This is a genomic window from Nocardia nova (assembly GCF_002933465.1).
GTDB classification, from domain to species: Bacteria; Actinomycetota; Actinomycetes; order Mycobacteriales; family Mycobacteriaceae; genus Nocardia; species Nocardia nova_B.
The window spans coordinates 45,855-62,563 of the sequence record NZ_PSZE01000029.1; the positions used below are offsets into that span (position 1 = coordinate 45,855).

The following is a 16,709-nucleotide window of genomic DNA, read 5'->3' on the forward strand; positions in this document are numbered from 1 at the left end:
GCTCATGCGTGCCATGGACACCTCACCAGGCTCGGACTTGGGCAACGCCGTCATCGACCCCAACGGCGAGAACAACCGCACACCGGGCAAGATCATCGCCCGCTGGCCCGGCCCCACGGCCCACCTGGCCGTCAAGAAGGTCGGCCGCATCCCCAACGGTGGCGGATGGCGCATCCACGGCCGCGACAGCGAACGAGCCAAGGCAGCAAGCCGAGCAAAATCGACCGGCGCCGAACACGGCCACGTCTACCCGCACTCGATAGTCGACGGCGTCTCCCGGCTCGCCTACACCGAACCCCTGTCAGACGAGAAGGGAACCACCGCAGCCGCGTTCCTTACGCGCAACGTCCAGCCCTCCTACAGCTAGCGCGCGGGTCGACCGCCCGATTCGAGCCCGCGGGCCACCGAGTACCGGTATCCCTTGGCGGGGTCGCCCGCGCGCTGATACCGCGGGTCCGAGGTGACGTCGTGCTGATAGCCCAGGTCGGCAAGGTCGGGATCGGCGCCGAGGCGGCTGAATTCGCCGACCCAGGTGCGGCTGAGGTTCACCCGCCGGACGGGTTCGGTCGCACGGTAAGCGCGCAGGCCCGCCGCCAAGGCCAGTGTGAAAGCCGGGTTGACCGGGCCGGAGTCGACCACGCGGCGGGTCATCCGGCTCAGGCCGGCCGACAGCGTCTGGTGGGCCAGCACCTTCGTCGGCCCCGGGAACCATCGAGCGAAACCCTCGACCTGTTTGCGGTACACCGCACGTGCCTCCGGGGTTGGCGCGAAATGTTCCTGCTCGAACTCGTCGACCCACTGCCGGAACTCGTCGTAGTCCTGAGGAATCTGCTGCAGCCCCATCCCGCGGCCCACACCTTGCCAGAAGTGGAAGCGGGCGAGGTTCTCCTTCTCCGAGAACCAGCCGGGCATGCCGAGGTCGCTGACCCAGCGCTGCGGCTCGAAGATCAGCAAGCCGAGGACATGAAGCTGGAGGTCGTTGCCGACTCCGCGCACATCGTGGTGGATCTGTTGTACCCGGTCGAAGATCTCCTGCGCGCGGGCGCTGCGGTGACCTTCCCGCATGAACATGCCGAAGAACGTCAACGTATCGCGGTCGCGATGCTCAGGCCGGACTATTTGGTCGCCGCGACCACCGCGGTAGCCGACGACCGCCTCCGCGGGGTGCGTCATCCCCCGGGCGGTTCCCGCCGCGTAGGCCGCATGCCCGAACATCGGCGGCACGATCACCTCGAGCGACAGATGGGTGATCTCGGCATCGTCCTCGACCGGGTCGAGCTGCTCGATCAGCTTCCGCACCGCGGTGACCGTCAGTCGTCGGTCTGCCCAAAATTCTGCACGCGGCCGCCGGAACTGCTGAGTCGGCGGCACTGTGCTCGCGGCTTTGGTAGTCGTCATCGACCTGCATCTCCTGAGGGGCGGCTGCGAAAGACATTTACATCTAGAGTCAGGCTCTAATTAAGAGTATGACTCTAGATCACTCTGAAGGCAAGATGTCGAACGGACCGGTTGACCGATCAGTCCCTCGCGCGCAGGGTCGCGCCGGACACCAGGACCTGGCTGGCCTGCGTGATGCACCGTTCGACTTCCTCCGGCGTCAACCGAAGGGCGTCGCGGCGCAACGCGAGCGCCGCGACACCCTGCCAGGCACCGAACAGGAAGAAGGAGAGCAACCGGCTGTCCAATGGTGCGATCTCGCCGGCGTCGACAGCGGTCTGGATGCGCTTCTCGAAAGCGTGGCGCAGCAGTTCGATCCGCTCGACCACGGCGGCATCGATCAGGGTGTGCGACTCACTCGGGACGGTCGCCGACAGATGCCGGATCAGCGCCGGATGATCCAGCAGCAGCTGCATGAACGCAACGCCCGCCCGCTGGACCTGCTCGAAGGCGCTGCCCTCGCTCGTGTAGGCGGCCGTCAGCGACGCCAGCGATGTGTCCAGCAGCCGCTCTATGACCGCGGCGACCAGCGCGTCCTTGGTGCCGAAATGCACATATACCGAGGCAGGTGAGATACCTGCGAGTGCTGCGACGTCCTCCATTCGGACCGCATCGGCGGACCTGTCCGACAGCAACTGCTCTGCGGCGTCGAGCAGTGCGACCCGGGTCCGCTGCCGGCGCCGCTCACCCCGCAGTCTTGCCGCCTCCACCTTGTCCGGGGTTGCGCTGTCCGTCATGTGTTCGACGGTAGACCGACGCCATGACATACCGTCAGTGAGCGTCCGAGAACTTGGGCAGGTCTGGTCTCGATACTCGAAGCGTCGACGTGGTTCTCGGGTCAGGTTTCGTAGTCGCGGACGCAGCGGCGGTGATTGCTGATCCAGGCGAATGTGCGTTCAGCGCCCCAGCGGCGTCGGATACCAGCGCCACAGACACTCTCCTCCCGGGCCTCGTGCTGGGCGATGAAGATGTCCGGCGGGTCGTGTGTTCAGGCGGTGTTCATGTTCGCGAGCTGGTCGGCGACACTGCGCGGTTCCCGGCCGAGTAGTTGAGTGAGGAGAGGGTCGACCTGGGCGAAGCGGCCTTCTCGGGCTGCCAGGAAGGTGGTGAGCGTCATCCGCGCCATAGCCTCGGGGGTGCCGGCTGCGATCTTGTCCGCGATCCATGCCTCGTCGTCCACCGTGACACGCTCGATCTCGCGGCCGCTGAGTTTCGATGCCAGGGCCGCGATGTCGTCGAAGCTGACGGCCGCGCGAGCGGTGAGCGTGACCGGCCCGTCGAGGGTGTGGTCGCCGGCGAGGATGACCGCCGCGGCTTCGGCGACGTCGGCGCGGTCTGTCCAGGAGACCGGTCCGTCGGCCGGGGCGGTGATGAGGGAGGTCTGGCGCCACGGGCCCAGCAGCCAGGCGAGGCTGTGGGCGTAGAAGCCGTTGCGCAGGGAGGTCCACGCGACGCCCGACTCGGCGAGGAGTCGTTCGGTGGCGGCGTGGACGCGGGCCGGGGGGAAGGGACTGTCCGATCCGGCGCCCTGGTGGCTGGTGTAGAGGATGCGCCGGGCTCCGGCGTCGACGGCGGCAGCGATGCCGGCGCGATGCAGGCTCACGGCGTCGGCGTGGGGGTCGTTGGAGGACACGAGCAGCACCTGCTCGGCGCCCTCGAACGAATGCCGCAAAGCAGCCGAGTCCGCATAGGAGCCCTGACGTACCCGAATCCCCCGCTCGGCGAAGTGCTGCGCCTTGGTGATGTCGCGGACGCTGACGCCGATCTGCTCGGCGGGTACGCGCTCGAGGAGATGCCCGACGGTGGCTCCGTTGAGCGCCCCGGTCGCTCCGGTGACGACGATCATGTGGGTTCCTTCCGGTGGGTGTCAGTGGCCGCGCAGGAGTGGCAGGAGAATGTCGTCGACGACGTGCCGGACGAACGCGTCATCGCACGGCTCGCCCGCGATCACGACGCGATGGACGTCACGGCCGGCGCGACCTCGGCGAACAGTGCCGAGGCCCCGGATCTCAGCCGCGCTCGACCGCGGCCGCAACGAGCGCGGCCTTGTCAGGATAGCGGCGGTAGATCGTGGTCTTCGCCGCCCCGGAACGATTCGCAACCGACTCCATGGACAGGTGCTCATAGTCCACCTCGGTCAGCAGGGACAGAGTCGCGTCGAGAATTGCCACGTCGCGGCTGCTGTCACGAGGCCGGCCCGGCGCGGATGATTGAGCCGTGCGACGATCACACCAGGAGTCGACGCCAGCTGGCCGGTCCCGTCCGGGGAGTGCTGTTTCAGACAGTCCCCATCGCACCGAGATCGCGTCTGGGCAGAGTGCGGAGTGGTCGATATCCCGATAATGCTGTCGCAGAATGGGGTTCGACGCGGTCTGCCTTGAAGGGGCCGCGCACCTCGCGGTCAATGCGCGAGCCTCAGCAAGGGCCGCCGGAAATCGTCATCCGCGCGCGAGACCCGCGAGGAGCACGTCGATCATGTGGCGGGCGCGATAGCCGGGAAAGGTCTCGGCTCCGACGCACAAGTTGCCGATCGCGATCATCAGATCGAGAGCCTCGACATCCCCGCGGATCTGACCAGCGGCGGCCGCTGCCCGCAGCAGCCGATCGAGCACCGGCACCAGACGCTGCACGAAGCCGGCATGGAGGCTCTCGAACCCGGCTCGGTCTGAGGACATCGCCTCGGCCAAGCCGTGTTTGGTCACCAGGAAGCTTACGAATCGGTTCACCCAGTCCCGCAGCTGCTCGTAAGGCGTCGCGGCGGTGTCGGCGGTGTCGGCCGCGAGTTCGTCGACCTGGTGCCGGAAGACCGCGATGACAAGATCCGCGCGCGTGGGGAAGTGCCGGTAGATGGTAGCGATACCGACGCCCGCTTCGGCGGCGATCTCCCGCACCGGAGCGTCAATCCCCGCGCGGACGAACACGCCAGCGGCGGCGTCCAGCAGCGCCTGCTGATTGCGGCGCGCATCGGAACGCTTGCGCCGGCCGGACGGCTTGGTGTCGGCCGTCATTCGAGTGTCTCCCTTCACGCTTGCTATCCGGATCAATGTTCCGATAAGCTCATAAGGAACGTTGATCCGGATAAACATACTCTCAGATGCACGTTTACCCCGAGGCTTCGACATGCCTCGATCAGGAAGGTCTCCAGCACATGAACGCCACCACGACCCCTATAGTGTCGGTTCGACCACTCACTCTGGCTGCCCCTGAGCGCGGCCAGGATCTGCAGGTACGAGTGACCGCACCGACAGCCGGGCGGGAGCTGCCGATCATCGTGTTCTCCCATGGCATGACGCTGGGCATGGACGACTACAGACCGCTGGTCGACTACTGGGCCGCCCACGGCTTCACCGTCATCCAGCCCACCCACCTCGACTCACTCGGCCTCGCCCCGAGCGACCCGCGGGTCCCACACATCTGGCGCATTCGCACCGACGACCTGTCGCTGACCCTCGACCGGCTCGACGACATCGAGGCCGCGGTGCCCGGCTTGACCGGTCGCCTCGCCCGCGATCGCATCGCAGTCGCGGGACACTCCTGGGGCGCGCAGACGGCGAGCACCCTCGCCGGCGCCGGCGTCCTCGGTACCAACGGCGCGCCCGGCGAGAGCATGGCCGACCCGAGGGGCGCAGCGGCGGTCCTGCTCTGCCTCCCCGGCACCGGCGGCCCCGACCTGTCCCCCATAGCCGTCGAGCACTTCCCATTCATGAACCCCGATTTCACAACGATGAAGACCCCGAGCCTGATCGTCGCCGGTGACCAGGACCAGTCCCCCCTGACGCTGCGCGGCCCCGAGTGGTTCACCGACGGCTTCCAGATCAGCCCAGGGGCCACCGACCTTGTCACCCTGCACCGCGCCGAACACAGCCTCGGCGGCATCCAAGGCTCCTACGACACTCGGACGACCGATGAGAGTCCCGAGCGTGTCGCCCTCGTCCAACAGGCCACACTGGCCTATCTGCAGACCGCGCTCGGCCTCGACGATGACGCCTGGCCCGTATTCCGAGCGGCCCTGAAAGCCGCCAGCGATCCGCTGGCCAGCATCGTTTCGAAGTGACGACCAGGCGGTCGGTGCAAACACTGCCACAAATACGGAAACCGACTACCCGACGGCTGCGGATTCACGCCGAGTTCGTGCGTCGCGGAATAAAGGCTGCCTCATTCATTCACGATGGTCAGGGAGGGTTCAGCGCCAGTGCGACTCAGCCAGACTTCGAACGCGGCCCCAACCGAGGCGTCGGCGAAACCCCGGTTGGCATGTGATCGCGGTGCCGGTTCCTGCCCGGCGCCGACCGTGATCAACGAAGGCTACGCAGGCCGGTGCGGATTTCACTGATCAGGACCTCGGGCTGCTCGAGAGCCGCGAAGTGTCCGCCCTTGGCGGCCTCGCCGTAGTGGATCAGGTTGATGTAGGTGTCTACGATCCAGCTTCGTGGCAGGCGTGGGATGTCTTTCGGGAAGACGGTGACCGCGACCGGCAGCGTCAGCTTGGGGCCGGCCATGCTGGCCGATCGGTTCTCCCAGTAGATGCGGCCGGACGACGCTGCACTGTTGGTGAACCAGTAGAGGGATATGACATCGAGCATGTCGTCTCTGCTGAGTGCGTCCTCGGCGAGCCCGTGGTTGTCGGTCTTGGACTGGAACTTCTCGTAGATCCAGGCTGCCTGACCGGCCGGAGAGTCCGCCAGAGCGAATCCTACGGTCTCCGGCTTGGTGCCCTGAAGGTGGTTCGATCCACCGAGGTCGCCGGTGTAGCGGGCGAGGCCGTCCACGGCGTAGCGCTCTTGGGGAGACAGCGTGTCGGGTATTCGGGCGGGGAAAGCGTATGGCGTATTCAAGTGAATCCCAAGCAGCCCCTCGGGTCGCATGGCCCCGAGAGTGGTGGTCACCACCGAACCCCAATCGCCACCCTGAGCCGCCCAGTTGTCGTAGCCGAGACGGTCCATCAGCTCCACCCATGCGGCGGCGATACGCGAAACCGTCCAGCCCGCCTCGGTCGGCTTTTCAGAGAACCCGAACCCGGGCAGGGACGGGACGACGACGTCGAAGGAATCTTCGACCCCACCCCCGAACGCGACCGGGTCCGTGAGTGGGCCGATCAGTTTCAGGAACTCCGCGATCGAACCCGGCCATCCGTGGGTCAAGATCAGGGGCATCGCGTCCGGGTTCTTGGACCTCACATGGATGAAGTGGATATCCAGGCCGTCGATCGTGGTCAGAAACTGAGGGAATCGATTGAGCTCCGATTCGAATCGGCGCCAGTCGTACTCTCGCTGCCAGTAGGCGACGAGCGATTTGGCGTTCTCCACGCGAACCCCTTGCGACCAGTCGCCCACCGTTTCCGGATCCGGCCACCGAGTTCTCGCCAGCCGTTGCTTCAGCTCGTCGATCTCCGAATCCGAGATCGAGACGGTGAACGGGCGGACGAGAGCCGAGGCCGGTGCCGTCGATGCGGTCATTGCCTTCTCCAGAGCTTCCAAGCGCAACTTTTCATTGCACACTGGTGTGAAATCTAGGGCATTGCACACCAGTGTGCAACACTGGTGTCGTGCCCACCGAGTCCTCCCGTGTTCGTTCGATGAACGAGACCCGCGATCGCATCCTCGATGTCGCCCTCGACGTGCTGGGAGAGAACCCCGACGCGGGAATGGGCGACATCGCCTCCGCTGCCGGCGTCGTCCGCCGCACCGTCTACGGCCATTTCCCCTCGCGCCTCGACCTGATTCGGACACTCACGGAACGAGCCGTCACTGAGATGACAGCCGTCCTCACCGAAGTCGACGCCGCCGACTCGGCAGCGGACGCGGCGTGGGTAGAATTCATCGCCCGCGTCTGGCCGGTGGCGCACCGGTACCGAGTGCTGTTGACGCTGCGCCGGGGCGAGTACAGCGAGGCGATCCACGGCCTGCTCGGACCTGTCGATGAGCTCCTCGCCGACCTCGTGCAGCGGGGCCAGGACAGCGACGTGTTCGCACAGCACCTACCCGCAGGCATTTTGAGCCAGCTTGCCTACGGCGCCGTGTTCACCATCGCGGACAGCGACCTGTCGAACGGAACCCGCGGCCCCCGAGCAGCGACGATCACGAGCCTACTAATGCTGGGAGTCCCCGAAACACGCGCAATCGCTCTCGTAGGCGACCAACCCTGACCCGCGGCACTCGAGCGGTGTGGTCCCGAAAAGTTCCGCCGCAAGGCGCTGGATCTGATTGCTGCGAGGGTCCGGTCGCGCAGGTGGTTGCCGATCTGGGCGTCAGCGACCAGACCATCCGAGTTTGCGTAAGCAGGAGCTGATCGACACCGGCCAACTGCGAAACGGTGGGGCAGGCGAGCCTGACTTGCTCGTCGAGGTCGACCTGAGGTTCCGGCTTATATGAATGTCACCGGTTGGCGGGCTGGGTGATCACCGGCCGTAGTCTGCCGGAGGCGTTGGGTCGGGCTGGCTCGTGAGGTTCCTGCCGCCCATTCGGGATTGGCTCACCGGGGGTTTGCGCTCCGACTCGACACCGGGCCGCGGGCCTGACTCGACAGTGGTGTCGAATTCGAGCTGGAAGTGGCGTACACCTTCTCGGAACCGCATCGGTATCTCGGTCATCATCACACCGGGCGCTCTCGGGTCGAGCAGTACCGTCGTGTAGCCGGCGCCGGGATCGCGACGGTCGGCGCGACCGAATACCAACACGCGATCGACGACGTCCAGGCCGGAGGTGATTCGCTTCAGGCCATTGACAATGAACTTGCCTCCTTAGCAACGGATTTCGGTCTCAACGGCGAATATGTTGTGACCGGCGTGCGGCTCTGTCGCCGCCATACCCAGATGTGCCGACCCGGAGGCCACCCGCGGCGTCCAGGTCTGGCCCGCCGCCCGCGGGCCCACGGTCTTGTTCGGCGAAGGCTTCCAGAACTATTGCCATACCGAGTAGACCCCCGTCACCGCCTCCTCGAAGGCATCGTGTTGTGGATGCCGGTGCTGTCCACTGCGATCGCCCATGCGATCGAGGGCTGGCCACGCCGGCCCCTCGATGCCGTAGACCTGGACATCGCCGAGACCGGCAGCTTCCATTTCGCTGCGCAGTTCGTCGGCGGTGTGCCAGTGGGTCCGCATGAATCCGACATGGCCGTCGTAATCGCCGGTGGCAATAACGGTGCGTACCGCGGGGCCGAGCGTGTCATCGAGCGTGCCGCTGGTGCCGGTTTCCAGCACGCCTACGCCACGAAGACCGAACTCGTTGCCTCGGTTGACAAGTGGATGAACTTCTACAACACTACCCGGCGGCATTCCGCGATCGGGAACCAAAGCCCCGACGACTACGAGCGTTCACTTCGAACCGCTGCCGCCTGAAATCTTTAAGCCCCCTGTCCACCATTCGGGGTGAACCTCAGGCAGCTGCCCACGGTGAGGAAGCATTATCGGCGGAGCGAGCCGAGGTGCAGGCATTACGAAGGCGAGTTGCCGAGCAGGACAAGGACATACAGTTCTTGAAAAGAAGCCTCCTTAGATTCAGGGGGTCAAGGCAACACACTCTGCGGGGTTCGGTAGCCAATACGAACTACTCTCCGACAAGACACTCGAACCCGCTGCCAGTTAGCCGCCGCGACTGGAACCCGAAAGGTGGGGCAGGTCAGTGGTTATGCGGCCTGAATGATCGCTGGGGTCATGATTGTCTCGTAGTCGATCGGGGTCAATCGCCCGAGTCTGGTTTGGCGGCTCGAAAACCTATTGCCCTGCAATAAAATCGAACATAGCTGCGACAACGTTCCGAGCGGTCACCGCGCCGATGCAAAACATGTTCCAGCGACGATGGACAGCCCCGGTGCTATGCGCCGGCACCGGCGGTGACGTGCAGCGCTGGACGACAAACCCAGGGTCCGCGCCGCACACCTGCGAACAGAGCCCTCGGCGCGCCGGAACGACCCGGTGCCGGTTCATTCACAGGCAGGGCGTCTCCGGTCACCGACGGCGGCAGTGATCGTCATGGTCGCACGGACACCACGGAAGCCTCGATGCCGCAGTCTATCCCGATCCACCGGACACCCCGGCCCGCAACGTGTCGGTCACCGCGCCCGCCTCGTCCAGCATCACCGGGACCTGTTGAAACTTCCCGATCGGGATATTAGATTGAACCACGGGGTACAAAACGAGCTCTCCGGTGAGCTGCCGATCTCAGCAGGCCGCTCCGTGGCTCGCACGCAACGAACGCCACCGGACAGCGTCACCACCGGTGGTTTCTGCAGCTGGTCGGACTCCCCGATCCGCCTGAGGTTTTCACCGATTTCTGCGAAGGAGACCGTCATCAACGCTCATCACGCACACCCCGAGCAAAGCCACGCGGCGGCTGCGTCACCACCGGCCGCCACCACCGACACGGCTGAGGTGTTGCATCCGCGGCGCTGGGCGGCGATGGTCGTGCTGGTGCTCGGGTTCACCCTCGACCTGCTGGCCGTCACGATTGCCAACGTCGGACTTCCCACCATCCAGGTCGACCTCGGTGCAACGCCGTCACAAGTCGGATGGATCGCCACGGCCTACCTTCTGGCATTCGCGGCCACGCTGATCACCGCAGCACGATTAGGTGATCTGTGGGGACGCAAGCGCATGTTCCTCGTCGGTCTCGCCGCGTTCGCCGTCGCCAGTACCTGGGCGGCACTGGCAGATGGTGCCGGCGAATTGATCGCCGCGCGTGCGGCTCAGGGCGCGGCCGCCGCGATCCTTGCACCCCAGGTCCTGTCCAGCCTGTTCGTGTTGTTCCGCGGGCCCGAACGTGCCACTGTGCTCGGCTTTTTCGGCATGGCGGCAGGACTCGCTCAAGCAGCGGGCCTGCTTGTGGGCGGCGTCCTCGTCACCGCCGACATCGGCGGCCTCGGCTGGCGTTCGATCTTCTGGGTCACCGTCCCGGCCGCGCTGATTCTGCTCGGCTTCGGCCTGCGGCTGATCCCGGAAAACCGGTCCGAGCAAGCTTTGCGGCCACGCTGGCTCGCCGCGATCGGCCTCACCGCCGGACTCGTCGCCGTCGTGTTCCCGCTGCTGGAAGGGCGCTCGTACCACTGGGCCCCGTGGACGTGGATACTGCTACTGGCCGGCATCGCCGCGGGCGCCTCAGTCGCGGTCGGCGAGCACCGAAATGCCGCCGCACGCAGCGGAGCACTGCTCCCGCTCGAGCTACTGCGCAGCCGCACCAGCAGTGTCGCGCTGCTCATCCAGCTCCTCGCTTTCGCCGCCTTCAGCGGTTTCCTGCTCATCTTCGTGCTCTGGCTCCAGGACGGCCAGCACTACAGCGCCCTGCGCACCGGGATGGTGACCATCGCGTTCTCCTTCGGCGGTCTCGCGGTCGGCCCCTCGATCGGCTGGCTCACCCTTCGGTTCGGACGCATCACCGTGCTCACCGGCGCCCTGCTCGGCGCGATCGGCACCCTGGCGATTCTCGCGGCCGCCTCCTCTGCGACCACAGGCATCAACGCGTGGCTGCTGGTTCCCGGCCTGTTCATCATCGGAATCGGCATCAATCTCGTTCAGCCACCATTGACCACTCTGTTCCTGGCCACAGTCCCGCCGCGATACGCCGGAACCGCCTCCGGAATCTGGACCACCGGACAACAATTCGGCGGTGCGATCGGCGTTGCCGCCCTCAGCGCCATCTTTTTCGCCGCCGTCACCAACGGCGACTACCAGCAAGCCTTGACCGCCAGCGGACTGACCATCGTCGCAGCGCTCGTCCTCAGCGCCATCCTCTGCCTCGCCTTGCCCTCCGCCACGAAGCAGGACCCCGCCTGAGGTCATCGACCGGAACCGTCTCACCCTGACCTGCAACCACGAAACGCTGCCCCGGCGACATCACCACCAGCCTCGCGGCACCACCACTCATCTACACCACACACGCCGTCCCCGGCATCTGCACCCGTTGACCGACTCAGCAGCCACACATCGCGCACATCACCAGACCCACCGGCCCGTCTCCGAGACAAACGGGTCGGTGCGGCGGTGCGCGTACACGTCATCACCGACAGCTCACCACAGTTCGCCTGCGCGCCTTCCACAGCGACAACCTTCTGCCTGCCCGTGACCGTCGCCCGTCACCTTCAGCGGTCACGCCCACCCGCATACAGACGCCAGCCCTGGCGCTGAACGGCTTTCAGGAAAGCGTTCGCCCCTCCGCCGCTCCCCCGCCCATACGCTTCCGCCTTGGGCCAAGGAACGCAATCTGCGCCAGGACGCACGGGTCAGCCTGCTGCTCAACCCACCCGAGCAGCCCTACACATACGCGGCAATCCACGGAAATGCCATCGCGAGCGCTGCGGGCGGTGCCGAACGAAGCCTTCGCCCCGTTCCTGAGCGCCGATCGCGCGAACCTTGCCTGCGACCATAGTCGAGAAACGCTGTCTCGCTGAACAATTCGCCGACCACGTCCCATCGGCCGTCGTTGATATAGCGAGGAAGGTCGCGGCGAGTTCGGTCGCGCGCCGCCCACCGGCGGCAATCAGCAGCAGAATTTTACGCTCGGGCGGCGGCAGCAACCGCGCACCCGCACTCGAGTAGTGCCCCCCTGCCGCGTGCACACTGCCACCGCGAAACAGCGTATTGATGATCCGCACCGATTCAGCCAGGCGCTCGACCCGCGCCGCCCCGGAACCGGCGGTGATGCCGAGCGCGGGGTAGCCGTCCCCGAGCTGTCCCGCGCCTATCCCAACGCGGAAGCGACCGCCGGTCAGCAGGTCCAGCGTTGCGGCCTCCCGTGCCACGGTCACCGGGTTGCGGAAGTCGTTGGCCAGCACCCACGTTCCGAGTTCGAGGGTGCTGGTCACGGCCGCGGCGAACGCCAGCGCAGGCAGCGGGGCGGGCACCGGCGGCGGCAGCTCCGGCAGCAGCAGCGCCGCGAAGCCCGAGTCCTCGGCTTCGCGTGCCGTCTGTGCCCACTCGGTGGCGCCGGAGACCTCGGTGGCGACGATCCCGAAGCGGAAGGGCCGGGGCTCCATCACTCGTCCGGGGCGCCGTAGGCGCACCAGAAGGTGTCGACGGCCGCGGCGGCCACAGCGCGCATCTCGGCGGCCGAAACCTTGCGGGTGCCCAGCCGCGACCGCCCCTCCATCGGACCGGTGATCAGCACGAGAAACTGCTCGGCAGCCACAGCCGGATCGCACCCGCGCAGGCGACCCGACAGCGACAGACGCGCGATCCGATCGGCCAGGGCGTCGGCGAGCTGGAACGAGGTGCGGCTCATGACGATATCGATGAGATCGGGGAATTGCGCGACCTGGGCGTAGGTCAACCATCGCAACGAACGCGACCGCTCGGTGCAGCAGGCACGAATCAGCCGGTAGGCCACATCTTCCAACGTCGTCCGCACATCCGCGCCGGGGTTACGCAACCGCTCCACCACCGACAGATTCTCCGCCAGCACCTCGTCGGCCACAGCGGTCAACGCATGACGGAACAGGGTTTCCTTGTCATCGAGGTGGTTGTAGATCGTCGGCTTGGCGACACCGGCTTCCTCCGCGATCTCCTGCACACACGCCAGCGCATACCCCCGGCGGGCGAACACCACGAACGCCGCCTCCAAGATCGCCCGTCGCTTATCGATACGCCCACGCGAGCCCGCACGACCCGGCGATGTCCTCACTCCTACCACTCTCGCAGTGTAGCCCGCATCGTGACCTGTTCTATAACCAGCGGTTCAGATTCATGAACCCATTTGAAAGGACGGTCCGGCGCCGGCCCATCGCGGTCGCCACGGAAATCGCAGTATCGGGTGCCGCCGCAGTGTCGGCGGCGATGGAATGACGCAAGATGCCCGATCCGAGCGGTGGCTCGAGATACTGCACGCGCCCGAGCGATACCAGTTGACTGTGCCCGAGGTATGCCGGCGTTTCGGGGTGTCGCGCAAGAGCTACTACAGCTACCTCGCCCGCTATCGAGAACTGGGTGCGGCGGGGCTGGCACCACGCTCGCGGAGACCCAAGACAGTCCCCGGGCGCCTGCCGACGCTCATCGAGTCCGCGGTGGTGCGGATCCGGGGCGATAGGCCGACGTGGGGGCGCGCCGAATCCGCGCGCAGCTGATCCGCGACGGCGCCGCACCGGTTCCGGCGATCTCGACGATCCACACGATCCTGCACCGTCACGGTCTTGTCGGTGCGAACCGGGAAACAGCGAAACACCAACTGCCGCAGAGGAATACCTATGACGATGTTGACGCGGATGGATCCCGACATCACCTTCTTCGAACAGCTCCAACATGACCGTGCTCGGCGGCCTGGAACCGCAGGATATGGGCGCAGCATCCGGACTGTTGCAGACCACCCAGCAAATCGGCCTGTCCCTCGGCGTCGGCATCCTGACCACGATCTACCAATCCGCCCGCACCGACCGGGAAGCCACCGGCGCCACGGTCCACGAGGCGCTGGCGCACGGGTTGTCCATCGCGGTCATCGCGGCCGTCGTCTTCGCCGCGGCGGCACTGGTGATCAACCTGGTCGTGATCGGGGAACCGAAACAACCAGCCGCATGACACCGGAGGTTCACGCGGCGCCGCGCTGGGTGAGCCCGCCACCGTGCAGGTAGGCTGCCAAGTCGCCGCGGCCCTTCACCCGGCTGGGTGAGCTGGCCAAGATCTCTCGTCGTCGACTACGACCACGGGACGTTGTTGATCGTGGTCGACCAACATCCGCGGGCGCGGCGCCGGGTTGTCGGGGTTGTCGGGGTTGTCTACTGCCTTCCGCTTCCTCTGCCACGGTATGGTTTCCGGCCTATATCTGTAGCGTTCGGACGTCCACAGCGGAACCCCACGGGCGCCCTACCGAGGCGAACGACGAAGGCAGGGTGCCCCGATAAAGAAATGAAATCTCGCTGATTTCAATGAACTCGATCCGGAACCGAAATCCTTGTCGAGTAAATATTCGAATTAAATCGTCGAGATTGTATTAATGGCTCGACCGTCAGCGCTCACGCCCCCGCGGCCAGGCGCAGAGGCGGTGCAAGCAACGGCCGTAAAGCGTCCGCGGCAGTTTTCACCGTCGCGACCGGCAGCCCTGGTCGAGCGCCAACAGACAGCCGCAAGGGCTTCGCGGCCGGTAGGTCGAAGCACGGAACGAGCCCCTCCGGGGTCTGCCCGAGTGTCGCAAGCAGTGCCACCCCTACACCCGTGGCGACCGCGGCGTGTACCCCGCCCAGCTGCGGCGCCTCGGCCCGGATCGACGCCGGAAGGTCGACCTCGGACAGGGTTTCCAGGGCGCGGCTGCGCAGCGCGCAGGGGCTGTCGAAGGCGACGATCGGCACCGGGTCCGGGCGCGGAGGCAGCTGCCAGCCCGGCGCGGAATACCAGGTCAGCTCCAGGTCTCCTACCCGAATCGCGCTCGGATCATCGCTGTTCAGCAGTAGCGCGAGATCGATCCGGCGGCGCGCGAGACCGTCGCGGAGAGCACCGCCACGGTCGATGCGGAACCGCACGGAGAACTGCGGGGCCGCCTGCCCGAGCGCGCTCGCGAGGGCCGGCAGCAGTTGCGCGGCGCCGTGCTCGGTCGAGCCGATCGTGAGGATGTTCCCGGACCGTACGCCGAAGCTGCGCAGCGCGTTGTCGTGCAGGTCGAGGATCTGCCGGGCCACGGCAAGCAGTTCATCGCCATCAGGGGTGAATCGCGAGCCGCGCCCGTGCCGCTGCACCAGCTGGCGACCGACCGCATCCTCCAGCCTGCGCACATGCTGGCTGACAGCGCCCTGAGTCAAATGCAGGTGGGTCGCCGCTCGCTGGAAGCCGCCGCAATCCGCGATGGCGACGAAGCTCCGCAATGGCGCAATGTCGAGGTTCTTGGTCATGATCCTGACAATTATGCACTGCTATTACGAATCATGATGGTTCTCATCACGAATGCTCGTTGGATGGGCCGGGTGTATTCCCGTAATTTCGACGAGGCAGGAAATCAATGGACGGAGCGGTGTGCGGAACAGACGGCAAATTCATCTGGGAGCCGTTCCTTACGGAACAGGCGGCCCCGGCAGTCACACCCTCTGGCTGGACCCGGACATCCCCGGCGACGCGAGTGTGAACATCGACTGGTTCACCGATATCGCGCGGCTGGCCGAGCGCGGCCTGTTCGATCTGGTGTTCATCGTCGACAGCCAGTTCATCACGCCGTATTCGCCGCCGCACTACCTCAACCGTCTGGAGCCGTTGACGCTGCTGAGCGCGCTGGCGGTACAGACCACCCGGATCGGCCTGGTCGGCACGGCGACGACCAGCTTCAACAGCCCGTTCAACCTGAGCCGCCGCCTCGGCTCCCTCGATCTGATCTCGCGCGGCCGGGCGGGGTGGAACGTCGTGACCACCGGCGATGCTGGCACCGCGCGCAACTACGGACTCGACGAGCACTACGACTACGACACGAGATACGGGCGCGCGCGGGAATTCGTCGAACTCGCTCGGGCACTGTGGGATTCGTACGAGGACGATGCCTTCGTGCGCGACCGGACGACCGGACGGTTCCTCGACCGCAGCAAACAACACCGACTCGACCACGACGGCCGGTTCTTCCGGGTGCAGGGTCCATTGAACCTGGTCCGCTCACCGCAGGGACACCCGGTGGTCTTTCAAGCGGGCGACTCCGATCAAGGCCGCGATCTGGGAGCCGCGGTCGGCGAGGGCATCTTCACCCACGCTCCCGACATCCCGTCGGGCCAGGCCTTCTACAGCGACATCAAAGGCAGGGCCACAAAGAGATTCGGGCGCGACCCCGATCACCTGCTGATCCTGCCGGGCATCAAGATCGTGGTGGGTGACACCGACGCGGACGCGCGCGAGATCGAGGCCGCGAACAACGCCGCCGACCACACCTTCACCGCCGCGCTCGAGGAGTTCGGCCGGCCCTTCGGCTGGCACGACTTCACCGCCTACGACCTCGACGCGCCGTTCCCGGCCGAGGCGCTGGCGTATGGCGAGCGCTCCTTCTACACCCAGGCCAAGGCGATCACCGAGCGTGCGCAGCAGAACGGATGGACGCTGCGCCAGGCCGTCGAGGCCACCCGGGAGCGGCGCAAGAGCGAATTCGTCGGCTCACCGGAGACGGTGGCGGACAAGCTCATCGAGTGGTGGGAGGCACGTGCGTGCGACGGTTTCAACATCGCCGTCGACCACCCCGCCAACTTCCGCCGGATCATCGACGAGGTCGTGCCGATCCTGCAGGAGCGTGGCGTATTCCGCACCGAGTACACCGCGCAGACCCTGCGCGGCCACCTCGGCCTGCCGATCCCGCCGAACCGGTACAACGTGGCCTGACCGGCCCGGACACCTG

16 protein-coding genes and 1 pseudogene are annotated in these 16,709 nt (G+C 66.2%); 8 read left to right on the top strand and 9 right to left on the bottom strand.

Going from position 1 to position 16,709, the window contains the following annotated elements; translation table 11 throughout:
- Positions 1-18: 18 nt before the first annotated feature.
- A pseudogene (locus tag C5E41_RS26770) lies at positions 19-343 on the top strand (IS481 family transposase); the annotation flags it as partial.
- A 20-nt stretch (positions 344-363) separates the two neighbouring features.
- On the opposite strand, the gene C5E41_RS26775 reads toward C5E41_RS26770, so the two are convergent.
- The 5 genes from C5E41_RS26775 to C5E41_RS26795 all read right to left on the bottom strand — a co-directional run bounded on the left by C5E41_RS26775 (position 364) and on the right by C5E41_RS26795 (position 4,445).
- Positions 364-1,299, bottom strand: a complete 936-nt coding sequence (locus tag C5E41_RS26775) for an oxygenase MpaB family protein (RefSeq protein ID WP_181063444.1) — start codon at positions 1,297-1,299, stop codon at positions 364-366.
- 218 nt (positions 1,300-1,517) lie between these two features.
- Positions 1,518-2,174: a TetR/AcrR family transcriptional regulator gene (locus tag C5E41_RS26780; RefSeq protein ID WP_181063445.1), complete on the bottom strand. Its 657-nt coding sequence runs from the start codon at positions 2,172-2,174 to the stop codon at positions 1,518-1,520.
- 251 nt (positions 2,175-2,425) lie between these two features.
- The gene (locus C5E41_RS26785; protein WP_104378511.1) at positions 2,426-3,283 is read right to left on the bottom strand and encodes an SDR family oxidoreductase; all 858 of its coding nucleotides are present in this window, start codon (positions 3,281-3,283) and stop codon (positions 2,426-2,428) included.
- Positions 3,284-3,446: 163 nt separating this feature from the next.
- Complete coding sequence (locus C5E41_RS35380) at positions 3,447-3,608, bottom strand: TetR/AcrR family transcriptional regulator (protein ID WP_258081275.1); 162 nt, start codon at positions 3,606-3,608, stop codon at positions 3,447-3,449.
- Positions 3,609-3,875: 267 nt separating this feature from the next.
- Complete coding sequence (locus C5E41_RS26795; RefSeq protein WP_104378512.1) at positions 3,876-4,445, bottom strand: TetR/AcrR family transcriptional regulator; 570 nt, start codon at positions 4,443-4,445, stop codon at positions 3,876-3,878.
- Between the two features lie 140 nt (positions 4,446-4,585).
- Here C5E41_RS26795 and C5E41_RS26800 point away from each other — a divergent pair, with 140 nt between their 5' ends.
- Complete coding sequence (locus tag C5E41_RS26800) at positions 4,586-5,491, top strand: alpha/beta hydrolase family protein (RefSeq protein ID WP_104378513.1); 906 nt, start codon at positions 4,586-4,588, stop codon at positions 5,489-5,491.
- A 241-nt stretch (positions 5,492-5,732) separates the two neighbouring features.
- On the opposite strand, the gene C5E41_RS26805 is transcribed toward C5E41_RS26800, so the two are convergent.
- Positions 5,733-6,893, bottom strand: coding sequence for an epoxide hydrolase family protein (locus tag C5E41_RS26805; protein ID WP_104378514.1), 1,161 nt, complete (start codon positions 6,891-6,893; stop codon positions 5,733-5,735).
- Between the two features lie 119 nt (positions 6,894-7,012).
- On the opposite strand from C5E41_RS26805, the gene C5E41_RS26810 reads away from it, so the two are divergent.
- The 3 genes from C5E41_RS26810 to C5E41_RS26825 all read left to right on the top strand — a co-directional run bounded on the left by C5E41_RS26810 (position 7,013) and on the right by C5E41_RS26825 (position 11,203).
- Positions 7,013-7,582 carry a TetR/AcrR family transcriptional regulator gene (locus C5E41_RS26810; RefSeq protein ID WP_258081276.1) on the top strand — a complete coding sequence of 190 codons (570 nt, stop codon included), beginning with the start codon at positions 7,013-7,015 and terminating at the stop codon, positions 7,580-7,582.
- 402 nt (positions 7,583-7,984) lie between these two features.
- Complete coding sequence (locus tag C5E41_RS34150; protein ID WP_146099136.1) at positions 7,985-8,773, top strand: transposase; 789 nt, start codon at positions 7,985-7,987, stop codon at positions 8,771-8,773.
- 1,032 nt (positions 8,774-9,805) lie between these two features.
- Positions 9,806-11,203 carry an MFS transporter gene (locus C5E41_RS26825; RefSeq protein ID WP_181063446.1) on the top strand — a complete coding sequence of 466 codons (1,398 nt, stop codon included), beginning with the start codon at positions 9,806-9,808 and terminating at the stop codon, positions 11,201-11,203.
- Between the two features lie 458 nt (positions 11,204-11,661).
- Here the strand turns inward: C5E41_RS26825 and C5E41_RS26835 are convergent, their stop codons facing one another.
- Both C5E41_RS26835 and C5E41_RS26840 read right to left on the bottom strand, forming a co-directional pair.
- Positions 11,662-12,402: an LLM class flavin-dependent oxidoreductase gene (locus C5E41_RS26835; protein WP_146097705.1), complete on the bottom strand. Its 741-nt coding sequence runs from the start codon at positions 12,400-12,402 to the stop codon at positions 11,662-11,664.
- Positions 12,402-13,046, bottom strand: coding sequence for a TetR/AcrR family transcriptional regulator (locus C5E41_RS26840; RefSeq protein ID WP_181063447.1), 645 nt, complete (start codon positions 13,044-13,046; stop codon positions 12,402-12,404). The genes C5E41_RS26835 and C5E41_RS26840 overlap by 1 nt, the downstream gene beginning before the upstream one ends.
- 157 nt (positions 13,047-13,203) lie before the next feature.
- Between C5E41_RS26840 and C5E41_RS26845 the strand changes: the two genes are divergently transcribed.
- Positions 13,204-13,485 (top strand): helix-turn-helix domain-containing protein, encoded by a 282-nt coding sequence (locus C5E41_RS26845; protein WP_104378520.1) that lies wholly within the window; start codon positions 13,204-13,206, stop codon positions 13,483-13,485.
- 175 nt (positions 13,486-13,660) lie between these two features.
- Complete coding sequence (locus tag C5E41_RS34155; RefSeq protein ID WP_104378521.1) at positions 13,661-13,933, top strand: hypothetical protein; 273 nt, start codon at positions 13,661-13,663, stop codon at positions 13,931-13,933.
- A gap of 434 nt (positions 13,934-14,367) precedes the next feature.
- Here C5E41_RS34155 and C5E41_RS26855 read toward each other — a convergent pair whose 3' ends face one another.
- Positions 14,368-15,237 (bottom strand): LysR family transcriptional regulator, encoded by an 870-nt coding sequence (locus C5E41_RS26855; RefSeq protein WP_104378522.1) that lies wholly within the window; start codon positions 15,235-15,237, stop codon positions 14,368-14,370.
- Between the two features lie 121 nt (positions 15,238-15,358).
- Between C5E41_RS26855 and C5E41_RS26860 the strand changes: the two genes are divergently transcribed.
- The gene (locus C5E41_RS26860; protein ID WP_258081277.1) at positions 15,359-16,693 is read left to right on the top strand and encodes an LLM class flavin-dependent oxidoreductase; all 1,335 of its coding nucleotides are present in this window, start codon (positions 15,359-15,361) and stop codon (positions 16,691-16,693) included.
- Positions 16,694-16,709 lie beyond the last annotated feature (16 nt).